At 41.9% G+C, this 15,237-nt stretch carries 13 protein-coding genes and 1 pseudogene; 6 read left to right on the top strand and 8 right to left on the bottom strand.

Going from position 1 to position 15,237, the window contains the following annotated elements; translation table 11 throughout:
* Positions 1 to 361: pseudogene (locus tag ACTIE0_RS04215) on the bottom strand (peptidoglycan-binding protein); the annotation flags it as partial.
* A 153-nt stretch (positions 362 to 514) separates the two neighbouring features.
* The gene (locus ACTIE0_RS04210; protein ID WP_006668154.1) at positions 515 to 2,935 is read right to left on the bottom strand and encodes a sucrose synthase; all 2,421 of its coding nucleotides are present in this window, start codon (positions 2,933 to 2,935) and stop codon (positions 515 to 517) included.
* Positions 2,936 to 3,456: 521 nt separating this feature from the next.
* On the opposite strand from ACTIE0_RS04210, the gene ACTIE0_RS04205 reads away from it, so the two are divergent.
* Positions 3,457 to 3,852 carry a hypothetical protein gene (locus ACTIE0_RS04205; RefSeq protein ID WP_006620051.1) on the top strand — a complete coding sequence of 132 codons (396 nt, stop codon included), beginning with the start codon at positions 3,457 to 3,459 and terminating at the stop codon, positions 3,850 to 3,852.
* Positions 3,853 to 4,173: 321 nt separating this feature from the next.
* Here the strand turns inward: ACTIE0_RS04205 and ACTIE0_RS04200 are convergent, their stop codons facing one another.
* The 3 genes from ACTIE0_RS04200 to lysS form a co-directional block, all read right to left on the bottom strand.
* On the bottom strand, positions 4,174 to 4,857 hold the full coding sequence (locus ACTIE0_RS04200) for an SGNH/GDSL hydrolase family protein (RefSeq protein ID WP_006624817.1): 684 nt from the start codon (positions 4,855 to 4,857) through the stop codon (positions 4,174 to 4,176).
* Positions 4,858 to 5,038: 181 nt separating this feature from the next.
* Positions 5,039 to 5,173 (bottom strand): hypothetical protein, encoded by a 135-nt coding sequence (locus ACTIE0_RS04195; RefSeq protein ID WP_008057216.1) that lies wholly within the window; start codon positions 5,171 to 5,173, stop codon positions 5,039 to 5,041.
* 188 nt (positions 5,174 to 5,361) lie between these two features.
* Positions 5,362 to 6,930, bottom strand: a complete 1,569-nt coding sequence (gene lysS, locus ACTIE0_RS04190; protein ID WP_439516843.1) for a lysine--tRNA ligase — start codon at positions 6,928 to 6,930, stop codon at positions 5,362 to 5,364.
* A gap of 110 nt (positions 6,931 to 7,040) precedes the next feature.
* On the opposite strand from lysS, the gene ACTIE0_RS04185 reads away from it, so the two are divergent.
* Positions 7,041 to 7,493, top strand: a complete 453-nt coding sequence (locus ACTIE0_RS04185; RefSeq protein ID WP_187757923.1) for an SH3 domain-containing protein — start codon at positions 7,041 to 7,043, stop codon at positions 7,491 to 7,493.
* An 87-nt stretch (positions 7,494 to 7,580) separates the two neighbouring features.
* On the opposite strand, the gene ACTIE0_RS04180 is transcribed toward ACTIE0_RS04185, so the two are convergent.
* The 3 genes from ACTIE0_RS04180 to ACTIE0_RS04170 are packed head-to-tail and all read right to left on the bottom strand — an operon-like array spanning position 7,581 to position 12,408.
* Complete coding sequence (locus ACTIE0_RS04180) at positions 7,581 to 9,017, bottom strand: hypothetical protein (protein ID WP_006670595.1); 1,437 nt, start codon at positions 9,015 to 9,017, stop codon at positions 7,581 to 7,583.
* Positions 9,007 to 9,573, bottom strand: coding sequence for a hypothetical protein (locus tag ACTIE0_RS04175; protein ID WP_006670594.1), 567 nt, complete (start codon positions 9,571 to 9,573; stop codon positions 9,007 to 9,009). Before ACTIE0_RS04175 ends, ACTIE0_RS04180 begins: the two co-directional genes overlap by 11 nt.
* A gap of 3 nt (positions 9,574 to 9,576) precedes the next feature.
* Positions 9,577 to 12,408, bottom strand: a complete 2,832-nt coding sequence (locus ACTIE0_RS04170) for a CHAT domain-containing protein (RefSeq protein WP_006670593.1) — start codon at positions 12,406 to 12,408, stop codon at positions 9,577 to 9,579.
* A 337-nt stretch (positions 12,409 to 12,745) separates the two neighbouring features.
* On the opposite strand from ACTIE0_RS04170, the gene ACTIE0_RS04165 reads away from it, so the two are divergent.
* From ACTIE0_RS04165 to ACTIE0_RS04150, 4 genes are all read left to right on the top strand, one after another.
* A complete protein-coding gene (locus ACTIE0_RS04165) occupies positions 12,746 to 12,949 on the top strand; it encodes a hypothetical protein (protein ID WP_006624681.1) in 204 nt (67 codons plus the stop codon).
* The gene (locus ACTIE0_RS04160; protein WP_006670592.1) at positions 12,946 to 13,173 is read left to right on the top strand and encodes a hypothetical protein; all 228 of its coding nucleotides are present in this window, start codon (positions 12,946 to 12,948) and stop codon (positions 13,171 to 13,173) included. The genes ACTIE0_RS04165 and ACTIE0_RS04160 overlap by 4 nt, the downstream gene beginning before the upstream one ends.
* A gap of 83 nt (positions 13,174 to 13,256) precedes the next feature.
* Positions 13,257 to 14,090, top strand: a complete 834-nt coding sequence (locus tag ACTIE0_RS04155; RefSeq protein WP_006624679.1) for a Uma2 family endonuclease — start codon at positions 13,257 to 13,259, stop codon at positions 14,088 to 14,090.
* Between the two features lie 239 nt (positions 14,091 to 14,329).
* Positions 14,330 to 15,202 carry a hypothetical protein gene (locus tag ACTIE0_RS04150; RefSeq protein WP_006670591.1) on the top strand — a complete coding sequence of 291 codons (873 nt, stop codon included), beginning with the start codon at positions 14,330 to 14,332 and terminating at the stop codon, positions 15,200 to 15,202.
* Positions 15,203 to 15,237 lie beyond the last annotated feature (35 nt).

The raw sequence follows: 15,237 nt of genomic DNA, 5'->3' as shown, positions 1-15,237 counted from the left end.
GAATTTCCTCACTGGGTTGGTAGAAAGGTTCAGCAAAGGTAGTTTCTTCGCGAATTTCCTCACTGGGTTGGTAGAAAGGTTCAGCAAAGGTAGTTTCTTCGCGAATTTCCTCACTGGGTTGGTAGAAAGGGTCAGCCAAAGTGCGACGATCGCCTGTTGGCTGTTCTGGCTGATAAAACGGTTCCGAGAATAGACTTTGATCATCAGAGAAACTCCGACGATCTTGGGTTAGTTGGAGAAGTCGTTCAATTTCGGACTCTGCGATCGCCGATCTAGTCCCGGACGTGGCGATCGCGGGACCTGTAAAGCTGGGAATTGCTAAAGCCATGATGCCAGCAATGATAGCAGTTTTGATACCCATTATGACTAAGCGTGCGTGTTATGGTTTGAGGTTATAGCTGTTAGTTAAGCTATCCGAGATCACATTGTAACATCCGGATCGGTTTTCCGACACACTCAAACCGATCCCAAATGACTCAAATCTCTAGCCCGGTTCGCGGAGACCAAGCTATCTCTAACGCTGTAGATGCTGTTGTAATAACTCCTGAGACCTGGGTTTATAGATCAAATAGAATAAAGCCTCCAAATAGCGCATCATATCGGCGCGTTTTTCTTTAGAGATATATTTCCAGAACCCATAGACGCGGGTAAGAGTCAACAATCGGGAAGTGTGTATTTTCCAAGTATAGCTGCTGTAAACCCGATCCATGCCCCGTTGAGAAATTTCATTCCAGAAGCCAATATTATATTGACATCGAAGCAGAAACTCATCTAACTTAGCAGCAGTCTCGTCATAGTTAGTGGGGTTAATGTAAAAGCCATTAATTTTATCTTTGATAATTTCCAGGGGTCCACCGAATTGAGTAGCAAAGGTAGGTAAACCGGATATCATGGCTTCTAAAATAGTTAACCCAAAGGCTTCAAATAGAGCCGGTTGTACAAAGACACCATGATGGTCAGCAATTACCCGATACATTTCCCCGGTATCAGTTTTAGAAAGACGGACACCGAGCCAGCGAACTTTATCATAAAGATTATAATGCTCAATGAGATGATACATCTTTTGAATTTCTTCGGCTTCTTCATAGTCGCTAGAATCTTCAACCCGCAGTTTTCCCGCAATAAAAATCAAGTTAGCTTTTTCTTGGAGTTCGGGATGTTGACCATAGCATTCTACCAAACCAGTGATATTTTTAATCCGGTCTAAACGAGCGACAGAAAATAGGGGTGGTTTAGTTGGGTCAGCCAATTTCCCAAACACTTGGCTAGGGTCATCCAGGTGAAAAATCAAATTTTCTAGTCGTTGGCGATCGCTTGATATGCGTTCTTCGGTGCGAGTATAGGGGAAGAAAATGGTCTCATTGACCCCAGGGGGAACCACATTAAATTTCGGGCTAAATAGTTCGATACCATTGACCACATGATATAAACCGGGCATAGTATAAGACTTATAAGACTCATACTGACCGACACTATCAGTAGTGCCAATAATTTCTTGATAGGTGCTGCTAATAATAAAATTAGCGGCATTCATAGCAATCAAATCGGCGGTAAATTGCAAGGAGAAATGATATTTATCCTCCATATTCTGCCAGTACAAATCACTAAACACATATTTAGATTTTTCTAAAGCATGAGCTACATTACACTGAATAACATTCAGGCGTTTAGACAGCAAAAATGCCACCAAATTACCATCAGAATAATTGCCAACAATTAAATCAGGGCGACCTTGGAACTCCGCCAAAATTTCAGTTTCAGCATCAATAGAAAAAGTTTCTAGGTAAGGCCATATCTCAAACCGAGATATCCAGTTTTGGGTAACATTAGGGTTAAATTCCCGGAAGGGAACCCTGAGAATCCAGGCATTTTTAGTGCCATAAACTTTTTCTAATCGTTGATGACAACGAGTTCCATCACTATGAGGAATTAAACGAGTTAAAATCATCACTTTTGGTTGCACCCCCAAAACACTCAAGCCCGAGAGTTTCAATTCTTCCTCTAGTTCCATTTCTAAGCTACGCGCCTGGTCTAAAATATAGACAACTTGACCGCCTGTATCAGGACGACCTAAGACCCCTTCCTGACCAAACCAGCCATGAATAGAGACTAAAACGATACGGAAAATCATGGGAATACGAGCGAGGAATGCTTCTAAAACTTGATGGTCGGGAGAGTCCAGAAGTTCGTCTAGCATTTCTAGGGTTTCTAAGGCGCGTCTGGCGGTATTTCCCCATCCGGGTTCAAAGCCAATTTCTTGCAATTCAAACCGGAAGTTTTCGTAGGGTTCTTTGGGGGAACGCTTATTAAGTAATGAAATGGCTTTTTTAATGGCGTGGGAAAGTTGGTTTTGATTAGTGATGCGATCGTTAATCATTAATTGTAAGCCATTATAAGAATGGAGGCTCAGAAATTGATACAGAGATTCCAGCCATTGATTAGAGTCTTGAAAGAGTTTGCTCGATAAATAGCGGTTGAGATAACGGACTCCTTTACCGATATTTTTGGAGTCTCGCAGTTGGGGAGAATAGTCATAAAAGGGGCCAAAGTCTATGGCGAAAATATTACCTTCATGGGGATGGTGATGGTCCACGAAGTGATCTCGTAAATCGAGCAATTCCTGAACACTCATGACATCAACGGATAGATCAGGTCGGAGACGAAACCTTTCCTGGGTGGCTATCTGGGGACGTACAATCAAGCAAATGCTTTCATTTTCGAGAATAATTTCTTGGGTATAGTAAATCAGTTTACTGAGGTTAGAACTATGAACAAAATGATCTGATTTTTGAAATTTAAGGCAATAATCAGCAAAGGCTTGTAGGATATCATTGCGGAGTAAATATCGCTTTTCTGAGATTCTCAGTTCACTAGCGAATTGTCGCAGATCCTGTTTTTCGTCGCTATCAATTACGTTCTGAATGAGTTCGGACATGAAAAATTCTCCTGATTAGTTTCTTGTCGATGTTGTGGTTATCCCTAACCCTGGCTTGATTTATAGGTCTTCGTTTGTTGATCACACATCTTACCCAGTATAGATTTTGGCTGGGAAGGTTTGACAAAAATTTATGGTGATATGGTGATATGTTGATGGGTCTTGTATTTTGGCTATTTTCTGATTTCCCATATCTGTCAGGGAGAGGGGTGGAGACTTAAATATCCCTGAAATGGGGGGTTATGCTAATGGGGGTGACTCTGGTTGGGACAATATACTTAGGGGGTGGGCGCTATTTCATCAAAAATGGTGAAATGATGATTTAGATCCTGATCCCCCGGGAAGGCGATCGCATGATTTCATAGAAATATGGTAGTTTTCTATGATTTAGCTTTCCCCTTATACCTGGGTCCCTAATCTGTTGTTAGGTATAGTTATGATCCGAATTATTAGATTAATTATTATTTGTTGTACAATCTGATGGTATTTTGGTCTCTCAATCTATAAGTGATATGTCAACAATGGATTACAACAATACGCCGAAACCCATCACGGGTGAAATGGATGATAAGGCTAAAGCCCGTTTGCTTCTGACATTATGGGCGTTGGGAGGAACACAGACTAAGGTTAAGAAAAGTGATCTGACCAGTAAAGTCAAACAAAAACGACAAGGTAAGAAAGTCGGGATTTATCAGGGACTCTATGAGGATCTCAAAAATGCTGGGGCGATTGAGATTCATAAAGAAAACCAAGTCCCAATGGTTTTATTAACAGAAACAGGTAAATGGATGTTGGTTGAAGCCTTACAAAATCATGAATTTGAGTTTGAGGGAACTGTGGTTGCGTCTCGGTTGGCTAATGGATTAGTTGATTTAGTTCGAGCCATAAGTCAGAGAACATCTGGGACTGATACCTAATCATATTTAGCCAAAAATTGGGAAGTTGAACTGTCTTGACTATCCCCCAACCAATGACCCTATTTCCCCCTAATCAAAACATGGGATAGATTTGAAAAACCTTCCTTGTAAATACCAGCACTCAAATCTGGATCGCCTTTCATTTCCGTGATCAAGTTTACTCCTCACACTTTCTTAAACGCGATAACGGATTCAGATCCAGATTGATGTGGTCTAATTATGAGGTGTGTCTACTAACAATCAATACACCCCTATCATGTTGCTTGAATGGAGATGTTATTGTGGCTTCGATTTGCCTTTTTTAACCATAGCACCAACTCCTCAAACAATTAAAGCTACAGTGGCTGAAGGTTCGGGGACAGATTTCTTATTATATTCTGTTTGCATTTGATGATAAACGCCACTAGCAATAATTTGATGGGCTGTGGTAGTGGGGTGGATATAATCCCAGAATAGATACTCGTGGGGGTTCTGACAAATTGTGCCTGATCTTAAGGATAGACAGCTATCAGTTACGTTGGTTAATCCAAATTGTTGAGGGTTAGCGATCGCATTATCGAATAAACTACCCACATCAAAAAAGCTAATATGGGCATTAGATAAACTTTTATTTAACCCTAATATTCCTTGCTGTAAGGCTTGATTATGTTGGATACTGAGGCTATTAAGTGCGGCGGGGTTAAAGGAATTAAAAGGGTCAACTGGGTCGAAGGGATTAAATTGGGCAATGGGTGTTTTTCCTAATTGCGGTAAATTTAGCACTAGAAAATTACGGGCTCCCACACCATACAAAGAACTTACAGCTTGCGTAATATTATTAACCGGGATATTTACATCAGTTTCCCTTCCCCCTAAATAATCATTTGCTCCCGCCCAAAGAATATATAACGCATCAGATTCGCGGATTGACCGGACATTAATAAAGGGGCAATAAATGCCTGTAATTGAGTTGATCAACCTGGTCAAAATCCTGGGTGGCGTTAAAATCTCCGGTTGTCGCTCCATTAAAGGCAAAATTTACCCCGTCAATGGGAGAGTCTGGGTCGATTAATGTAGTCGGATTTAAACCGAATTCTGAGGCTAAATAATCTACAAATAGTAATCCATTAGATGCTCGTTGGTCGAAGTAGGGTAGACCTTGAAAAATGGCTCCGCTAGTGGCTTGATAAGCGTTACCTGTATCTGATCAACCATCTCCAAATATATAGATTTGACTAAAGTTAAAGGTGGCGGTGATCGCTGAGGTCTCGGTAATTATATTTATGGCGATCGCACCAATAATGCTAGTAGTTAATGAGATGCTTTTGTAGATGCTTTTCATAACCAGCCCTGGTGTGAATTGGGGTAATTTGTACATGGTAAGGCAACTTTAACATGATGACTCCGTGAAATTACATAGGCTGGTGTAAACTTTCAGGATGATTTTAGTAAAGGTTTGGTAAAGCCATGGCGCTGAGGTCAGGGGATAATCAATAGTTAATTTACCCCCAGACCTAAAATTAATGGGAATTAAGTATCTTTGAAGGAACGCATAGTTGGGAATAAAATAGCATCGCGGATACTCTGGGTATCAGTTAAAAACATAACTAGGCGGTCAACTCCAATTCCCATACCACCACAGTTAGGCATCCCCAAAGAAAGTGCTTGAATAAAATCTTCATCCATGGGGTGTGCTTCATCATCTCCGGCTTGTTTTTGAGCCAATTGTTCCTCAAATCGCTGGCGTTGATCTACGGGGTCATTTAACTCAGAAAACCCGTTAGAATATTCAGTGCCATGAATAAATAATTCAAACCTCTCTACAAATCCCGGCTTAGAACGGTGTCGTTTAGCCAAGGGACTGACTTCTACGGGAAAATCAATAATAAATGTAGGTTCAATTAGGGTTGATTCTACCTTTTGGTCAAAGACGGCATAGAGTAAATATCCCAAATTTTGAGTATTTAAGTCTGTGAGTCTCACGCCGATCGCTTCAGCTTTGGATTTAGCTTCTGAGAATTCCAGGGTATCAAAATCTAAGCCAGTTTCATCTCGGACAGCTTCGACCATAGTTTTAACCCGCCAATGTTTTCCGGTGAATGTGGGATAAATATTGCTGTAGTCATATTGGCGATCGATACTGATTTTATCTCCCTGATAATCAATCTGAGTAGACCCGCCCAAAACCTCTGTAGCTACGGCACAGATTAAGTCTTCAACCAAAGCCATAATTTGGAAATAGTCAGCATAGGCTTGATAGACTTCAATGGAGGTAAATTCTGGGTTATGGGTGCTATCAATTCCCTCGTTACGAAAGACACGACCAATCTCGAAAACCTTTTCCATACCGCCACAAACGGCACGTTTTAAGAACAATTCGGTAGCAATACGCAAGTATAAATCAATATCTAGGGCATTGTGATGGGTAATAAAGGGTCGCGCCGCCGCGCCGCCATAAATAGTCTGGAGGACGGGGGTTTCAATTTCATCAAATCCGGCATTCCATAGATAGGTGCGAATGCTGCGGATAATGCGGCTACGGAGTTTAAACCGCTGTAGGGATGTGGGATTACTAACTAGGTCTATTTCCCGGTGGCGGCGACAGAGTTCGGGGTCATTGATGCCATAGTAGGAGTCGGGGAAGGGTATGGTAGCTTTGGAGATCACGTCAAGGCGGGATACTTGAATGGAGAGTTCCCCCCGGTTGGTGCGGCAGCCAATACCCTCGACTCCGATAAAGTCGCCAATATCGAGAAGTTTTTTAATTTGGTTGAATGTTAAACCGGGGTCGCCTGTGACGAGTTTTTTCTCGATTTTGAGTTGAATGGTTGCTGATGCGTCGGTTAAGCCAATAAAGCCAATACTACCGCTATCGCGTTTGAAGGTGATGCGACCACAGACTCGCAGGGGAAGTGCTTGGGGGTCGGCTTCTCCGTTGGCGAGTTGGTGTTGTGGTTGGGAAAAGTGATCGTGAATTTCTTGGGCGAGGTGCGATCGCTCAAAAGCTACGCTAGGATAGGGTTCAATACCCTGACTACGCAATTCTTCGACTTTTTTGGCACGAACTTCTAATTCGTTGCGGGTTGGATTCTCAGGCATTTCGGAAATTACATTATAGATTAGAGTCCTAGGATCTCATATCATAGCGATGGTGAAGATCAGAAGAACCGGATATTTATCAGTTACTGTGGTTAACACTTGTTTATCCCATGAGGAAGGTTAAACCCAAAGTTAGGCTCGTTGTCCTGGGTGCTATTATACTGGCAGTAGGTGCGATCGCTATTGGTTTAGCGTTCAGGCCTGATGCTGAAAAGGATTTGAAGGCTAATGGGGATGCTCTGTTTGAGCCGATAGTGGGGAATCCTGGCTTTGAGGGGGAACCGCCGCCAGAGGTGAGGCGCAATTTTCCTGATGGTGAGTTTCGGGGTGCTGATTTTTACCCGCGAGCCAAGGCTAGAATTAGGAGTAATCGGGTAAATGTTCGCCGACTGGCTACTCTCAACACTGGAAGTATTGCTAGGTTATCGGAGGGGACGGTGGTGGAGGTGGTCGATCGCATTGATAATTCTGAGGATGGTTATATTTGGTATAAGGTTGTGCTTCCCGAAAGCGATCGCCAGGGATGGGTTCGCGGCGATTTACTTACCCAGATATCCGATTAAAGATTACGTCCCCTCTCCCCCTCTTCTCTGGGTTCTTTCTGGGTCTGTGGTTGCCAATCCCACCGCTCATGGTAAATTAGATCATCTCTATATCTGTTTATTGGTGAACCATCGGTAAACTAACCGACTCAGCAACAAGCCGGATAAGATACTTAAAACAATCGTCGCTAGTCCCCCCCACCATAGGCTACTGACCGACGGTGGCTGGTTGGGATCTTTATCGATATGATTTTGGGAAACTGTAGCAGTGATAGCAGGGCTGAGGATTTGTCCGATCGCGATCGTCGCACAGGACCCCGTGAGCAATTGACCTAACTTTTGTTGCTGGTCACTCTGTTGTTTTTGTATCGTTTCATCATCAATACTCACTTGAGTTTGCACACTCAACATCAGTTTATCATACAATTGCAAACCCGGACTCATAAATCCGATAGTCGTTTCAATCTGTTTTAAATAATGTTCCGCATCATTGACAAAATCGACAAAAAAATTTGAGACATTTTCCTCTGTATATTTTTTGATTTTTTGAATATATTTTTTATAGGTATATAAATTTGCACGTAATGTTTTTTCTTGGTCAGATAAAAAAGATAAGTTTTGGTAAAAGCTTAAAGCTTTGTGAGGTAGCAGTTTAAGTGAGTTTTTATCCCACTGAGTTTTTGAGAAATCCTTAGTTAGCTGTTCAATTTCTTCATATTGATGACTGAGTGTCTGTTTTAAATCAAAACTTTGGGAGTAGCAGAATTTAATTTTATGATAAGTTAAAAATATATATTTCATAATTGAATCATTAATGTTATCCGCTGTTTCCTTGGCTTTAGCATCTTTGTAGAAAACAATTCCCACTAAACGGTTCGTTTCAATACTAGAATTATTCTCTTTTTTGTCTTTATTTTTTTGTAAAATATAATAAAAAGGATTTCCTAAAAAATTAGATGAAATTAAATTCTGCGAGATGATTGTTTCGGTACTGTATTTTCTTAAACATTCAGCCGCGATATCAATAGTTTCAATACCATTATTGCTTGAGATAATTCCCGACAGAATAACGGTCTGTCCGAGTTCAATCGGCAGAGTACAAAGATGTTCGCAGAGATTTGCAAAAGTTGCTAGAGATTGCTCCTCGCCTTCTTTTGGTAAACTATACCTGGTAAAATGCAGTAGATAGGTATCATTCAATCGCCGTACTGCAAGGCTACTCATATAATTTCCAGTTTCTAAATATAAGCAATCATCATTTGGTTTATCTTTTTTTTTGCAGTCCTCTGGTATTTCCTCCCAAGTTAAATCCAGCAAACTGCCGAATGGTGACATATCTTGCTCAAATGAAATTAATCTGACAAACTCTCCCGCATTTTTCTGTTGTTTGCTAGTTAGATGAAAAGTGAGCTTATCTAAATTTTTCGTAAAATAATCACGACGTTCCTTGATTTCTTCCTCAGAGTCATTCAAACCATTTCGTAACTCATAGTGATAAAAATTGACAGTTGGATATTGAATTTTAGGAAACTGGCTACTTGTCATTTTCGGTTGCTCTCTTTTTTCTTTCCTTGATCTCATTTAGCTGATTTTCGGCATATTGGCGAATATCGCGGCATTCGTTCAGCAGCATGTTCTGCATTGCCCAGTTTTCCAGGTCTTGGCGAATCTCGCGACCTTCGTTATCAAGCATCATCGGCATTGCCCAGTTTTGCAGGTCTTGGCAAATCTCGCGACCTTCGTTATCAAGCATCCTTTTAGCGATCGGTTGAGTATCAACTTCATCATCAAGGCAGCCTGTTTTCTTAACAACTGCTTGAATATCTTCCGAGTTGATGGTTCGATAAATCTTAAGATAAGACTCTTTGAAAATTTCATAGCCGGGTTGATAGCAATAAGACCCAATATAATTGACCATTGCTGACGGATTTAACTGGTCTTCTGGACTAATGTTGCTGAAAAAGTTGAGAATTTCTAAAAAAAGTTCCTCGCTAATCCGGTTATAGAGTTCGTCAGGAGGATTCTTGAGCAGTTCTTTAAACGCTCGTAAACTTAACAGTTGTCGCCGAACAGTGATTTCCTGATTATTTTGACTATTCATGTTTTAACATCCCGTTAGAATAAATGGAGCCCAATAATAAGGATTCTCAAAAGGAGTACCTTCTAAGTCTCCTAACTCTCGGAGAGTGCCATCCAAATCAAACCTGTCTAACCATTCTAGTTTACTCAAATCCCACTCATTTGAACGCTGTATCAACTCATCCACCGTGCGAGTTCGCAACCAGTTTTGAGCCTTTTGCAGCGCCACCGCTTTATCTGGGGTCTGTTCTAGCTGACCGTAGAACTCATCCAGCAGAAACGCAGTGGCGATAGAATTGACCTTCCACAGACTGCTAACAACCGCTTTCGCACCCGCCAGGAGGAACCCCGTAGCAATTCCCAAACACTCATCCGTCGGTTGAAAGGCATCCACCACCCCCGTACAGCAGGCGGAAAGGGTGACTAAATCAGCCTCCGGGAGGTGCAAGTCCGCCAACAGGGTACTCAGGGTGAGGTTCTCCTGGTGGTCTTCCGATAGCATCAGATACGAGTTTAGGGGATTGTCAAAATTATACTCCGCATGACCCGAAAAGTGGAAGCAATGGTAATTTTTTGCCTTCTCCAGAATTTCCGATTTTTTGGCTTTGGCATTGGGTGGGGGTAAAACCTGGTAATTTCCCCTAAAGTTGGGACGCTGGCAAATACTAGCTATTTCCGCCTTAGCAAAGATTAAATCCTTGTCTTCCGTCGGGTTTTCGATGCCGAGAAACGACTGGCGATACCTTTGGCGATTCTGACAGATTTTCCAGATATGCAGGTTGGGGAAATAGCGCACCGAAAAACGGTCAATCAGGCGCTGAGTGGGATTCAAGGGAACCGCATGAATCGGAAACAGATGTAAACTGTTGTTGGGAACAATAATTAACTGCTGAATCTGGCGGGGTAGATACTTCTCTAACTCCCGGAAATTGAGCAATTCTCCCAGAGAGTCAATCCGGCGGGGTAACTGTTCCAAAGTGGTCTGGAGTGCGTCGTTTTTAGATTTGCTTTTGTCTCCCAAATCTGCCACCCAGTCTCGCGCCAACCTTTCCAAAGGATTCTGGGGTTTGAGATTAACCCGGAGTTCTTCAGGAATTAAGGGGGATTCCTGTCCGGGAAGAATCAGCAGGGTGATGAGTTCGTTTTCAGTGAAGAAAAACTCAACAATTGCTGTATTTGAGGGCAGTAAATCTTGAACTTCCCCGAAAGAGAGAGGGTAAACTTTAGTTTTGGCGATAAATTCCGGTTCAATTTCGGCAACTTGGCGGTAAAGGTTTTCTAAGGTTTGTTTAGCATTTTCCCAGTCGATACCGAGGGCTTCTAATTCCCCTTCCGAGAGATGCTGATTGATGCCATCTGTATAGGCTTGTAAGGTTTGGCGTTCTCTTTGTTTGGCGGTGTTGATGTCTTGGGCGAGTTGCTTGGAGATGGTAGGAGGTAAGGGAGCATCCTGTTGGGCGATGCGTTCTACCAGATAGCGATTTCGGAAAATTTCGGTGTAGAAAAAAGTTCTAATATAATCGAAATTTTCTAATGAAAACTTTACAGTATTTTGATATATGTTCATGCAACAAATCATGAGATTTCGACGATTATCGATATCCTTTCCTTCTTGCATTCTTTCAAGATAGCTAACTAGACTATCGCACAATATTGGTTTGATAAAAGATTTGCTTGGCAATCCTTTAATAACCCTTGGTTGAAAAGGCTTTAGAACCAATTTACTTATAGGGTGTAGAGATTTATGTAGATCCAAAATTGCCGAATTAATAGCCATATAATTCTGTGGACGCAAACTTTTTCTAATTTCTATGACGGTTACTAAATTTATTCTGCCAATATTTTGCAGTTGTTTTAAACATTGCCACTGCATTAATTCGTTAGTGGTAGTTTTTATGAATTTGACTAAAGCATCACTTGCCTTGTGGCTTTTTGTTCCAATAGTTCCCAGGGATTTAATTGCTTGCCACTGTATCAGTTCATTCTGGCTAGTTTTTAAAATATCACTTAAAGCCAAAATAGCAGTTTTATTTTTAAATCCAATTAATTCCAGTATTGTGATTAATTTAAACTGGACAATTTCATCTTTGGTTTCGGTCAGTAGTTTAGCATAATAAATGATAATTTTTTGCTTAATTTTTGGTTGATTAAGAAAAGGTAAAAATATCTTTGCTAGGTAAATATAAGATTTTTTTATTGGCCAATACCTATAAATCAAAAAAACCAGACACAAAGAATGTATATACACAATCAGCCAGCTAATGGTATTGATTAATGATACAAGGAAATAGTTAGGCCATAGGAGAAAAATATATTGTGTCACAATAAGCGAGCCAAGGAAGCCAAAGATTATGGCGCATATTGGCCAGATAAAGTTGATCCACTGTCTTTTATTGATAACAGACGATGGAATCTGATCTGACTTCAACAAAAGATGAGATGATATACCGACAATTTTACCCAAACTTTCTGCCACTCGTCGGCGGGTAGACTTATCGGTAGTAGTTTCCAGAAGCTTGACTAACGCCCAAATTGCCGTTTCGTTACCTTGGCTGATTTCACCTAAGCTTTCTGCCACTTGTCTGCGGGTTCGCTCATCGGTAGTAGTTTCCAGAAGATTGACTAACGCCCAAATTGCCGTTTCGTTACCTGTGCCGATTTCACCTAAGCTGTATGCGGCTTGTATGCGGGTAGACTTATCGGTGGTAGTTTCCAGAAGATTGACTAACGCCGAAATTGCCGTTTTGTTACCTTTACCGATTTGACCTAAGTTTTCTGCCGCTCGTCTGCGGGTCCGCTCATCGGTAGTAGTTCCCAGAATATCAATTAACTCATCAATGCACTTGTCTTTCATCATATTTCAGACCGCTTTAGAGTGGTTTTTAGATTAATCTCATAAAGGGCGAAGCATAACTGGATAAAGTCTCTGCTTTCAGAAACCGGGTTTCTTGTAGGAGCCAATAGCAATTCGCCCGTACTCGGTATGAAGCATAGATCGCCCCTCTGTATTTGGGATAAACTGATTATAATTTGAGAAAAGGCTGTCAGCACGGTGAGTATCCCTGGCGGGGACGGGAATAACGCTTGAGGATGCCGGAATTACCGTGAAGAGTCTTCCCGGGAAAACCTGCTGCCTAAGTTTGTGTTATTTTTATCAGTAAAATTTGCGGATAAAGTGAATTGAGAAAGAGAATATGCAAGCAGAACAATATCCATTTGTCCAAGAATTGATTACAGATGTTTCTGGTCAAATTCGTAAAGTCATCTTGGATTTCAGTGATTATCAGCGACTGCTAGAAGTTATTGAACAAGAGGGACTTTATCAAGCCATGATGGAAGTCAAAAATGAAACTTCCTTGGACTTGGAAGCCGCCCTAGCTGAACTTGAGAAAGAATGAAAAGGCAGTATAAGCGGAGTTTTTTACAAGACTTGAAGGCTCTGACAAGTACCCCTCGCGCCCTGACTTTAGCAACTATTCCCAATCCGATTAAACTGCCCAAGGGTAAGGATTCCCAGTCAGCAATAAAGCCACGGGAAACGGAGGCATCGATCGCACTTAGTTTAATAAAGGAAAATCAAATTTCTGGAGACATATCCAACCAACAATGGGAGTCCGAATAAAAAGAGGACTTAGCTACCCTTAGCTGAAATTGCTATAATGAAATGAACTTTCTCAGTTTCTCTCCTTTCACCAACGGATCGACATGACTCAAAGCCCAGACCCGACAATAGTACCGCCGGCTTTTCCCGATCATACCCAATTACCTGAATCCGACGGTACCTTTACACAAAACTTTTTCAAACATCCCCAGAGTATTTTATTGACCGATTCTCTGGAAAGTACATTGCAAACCCTCCACCCCAATGGACAATATGCGATCGGTCAAAATTCCGGCATTTATTGGCGGGAAACTGACCCGCCGGAACGGGGTGCCGAAGCCCCAGATTGGTTCTATGTTCCCAATGTGCCACCGCAATTAGATGGTCAATATCGCCGTTCTTATGTATTATGGCGGGAGTATGCCGCTCCCTTTATTGCCATTGAATTAACCAGCGGTGATGGTTCGGAACAACGAGACAAAACCCCCCTCTCTCGATCGCCAGAAGGCGTTAACCAAAGACCTGGAAAATTTTGGGCTTATGAGCAGATTATTCGCATTCCCTATTATGTCATTTATCTGATTCAAACCCATGAGTTAGAGGTTTATCGCTGGGTGGGTGGTCGCTATGATCGCTGGGAAGCCAACGATCGCGGACGTTACCCGATCGCCACTATGGGAGTCGAGTTAGGCGTGTGGGAAGGTAGCTATCAAAATCAGACCCAGCAATGGTTACGGTGGTGGGATAACCAGGGTAATTTATTGCTCACTGGTAGCGAACTCGCTAAACTCGAACGCCAACGAGCCGATCGCGCCGAACAAAGCCAACGAGAAGCCGTTCCTAAACTGCTGTCAAGGGGTTTAAGTATACAGCAAGTAGCTGAGGCTTTGTCCTTGTCCGTGGAAGATGTGGAAAAACTCGGCTCGGTTAAAGATTAAAATCAACGGCGATCGCGAATAACTGCGATCGCTATTCAAGACTGTGGCGATAATTCCCCAGCCGATAACGTTGCCAAAAGTGCATCAATTTAGAGGCGGATAAACCAGCCATAGAAGCAGAGGGAAGCATCCCACTCAGCTTAACTCACCAATATGAATGGGTCGAGAAGTGGGGGATATAAGAGAGAATCGGATGAGCAATCCAGAGACAGTAGAGATAAGATTATCGGGTATCATTAATGCGATCGCACCTAAATTTAACCCATTACAAAACCCAATCAGAAGATACCAGCATCGATGCGGAATTGATGCAATTTGGGCGGTCGTGTCAACTCAGCGCCAGTCAAAAACTGGCATTTCTCAAACGGATCATCCAACGGGGTCTAAAATTGGTCTGCTGGGGAATTCACCAACAATCCCCCAATGGCGACAATTTGACATTCAAACAACTGTACGTCCGCAGACGCTGGGGGGAACTGTTTGCTACTTATAGTGATAATAACCTGTTTGATGAAAGGGAGCCATTGATGATAGAAGATCCCATCGCGATCGCCTATAAAATTATCGACAAACTCAATCTCTTAAATATCCCCTACTATATCGGCGGTTCCGTCGCCAGTTCCCTACAAGGTGAAGCCAGATTCACCCAAGATATTGACTTGGTTATTTATCTCGAATTATCTCAAGTCGAAGTTTTCATCGAAACATTCAGCTCGGATTTTTATGTCAGTGATGTCGCGGTAAAAGATGCCATATTAGGTGTCAGCAGTTACTTGAACTTAATCAATTTTGAATCTCTCGAAAAAGCCGATATTTTCATCTCCCGAAGCGATGATTTTTCTCGTTCCCAAATGAACCGCCGTCAACTCTATGTCCCGGAAGAAAACCCAGAACAAGCCTTTTATCTTTGCACTCCAGAAGATACCATATTACAAAAGCTGGTCTGGATGAGAATTGCCCAAAACGAATCCCAGAAACAATGGCGAGATATATTAGGTGTGCTGAAAATACAACGAGAACGCCTCGACTTAGACTATCTTTGGCAATGGTCAGAATATCTTAACATTTCCGCATCACTGAATCAAGCCATCCAGCAATCTGGTATAATGTAAATGAATCCCACAATTTTCTGTCGATATTATCTACT

It is taken from the genome of Limnospira sp., assembly GCF_051859755.1.
Taxonomy (GTDB): domain Bacteria; phylum Cyanobacteriota; class Cyanobacteriia; order Cyanobacteriales; family Microcoleaceae; genus Limnospira; species Limnospira fusiformis.
Note: the sequence above shows the minus strand (reverse complement) of the source record. Positions and strands in the feature narration are given on the sequence as shown.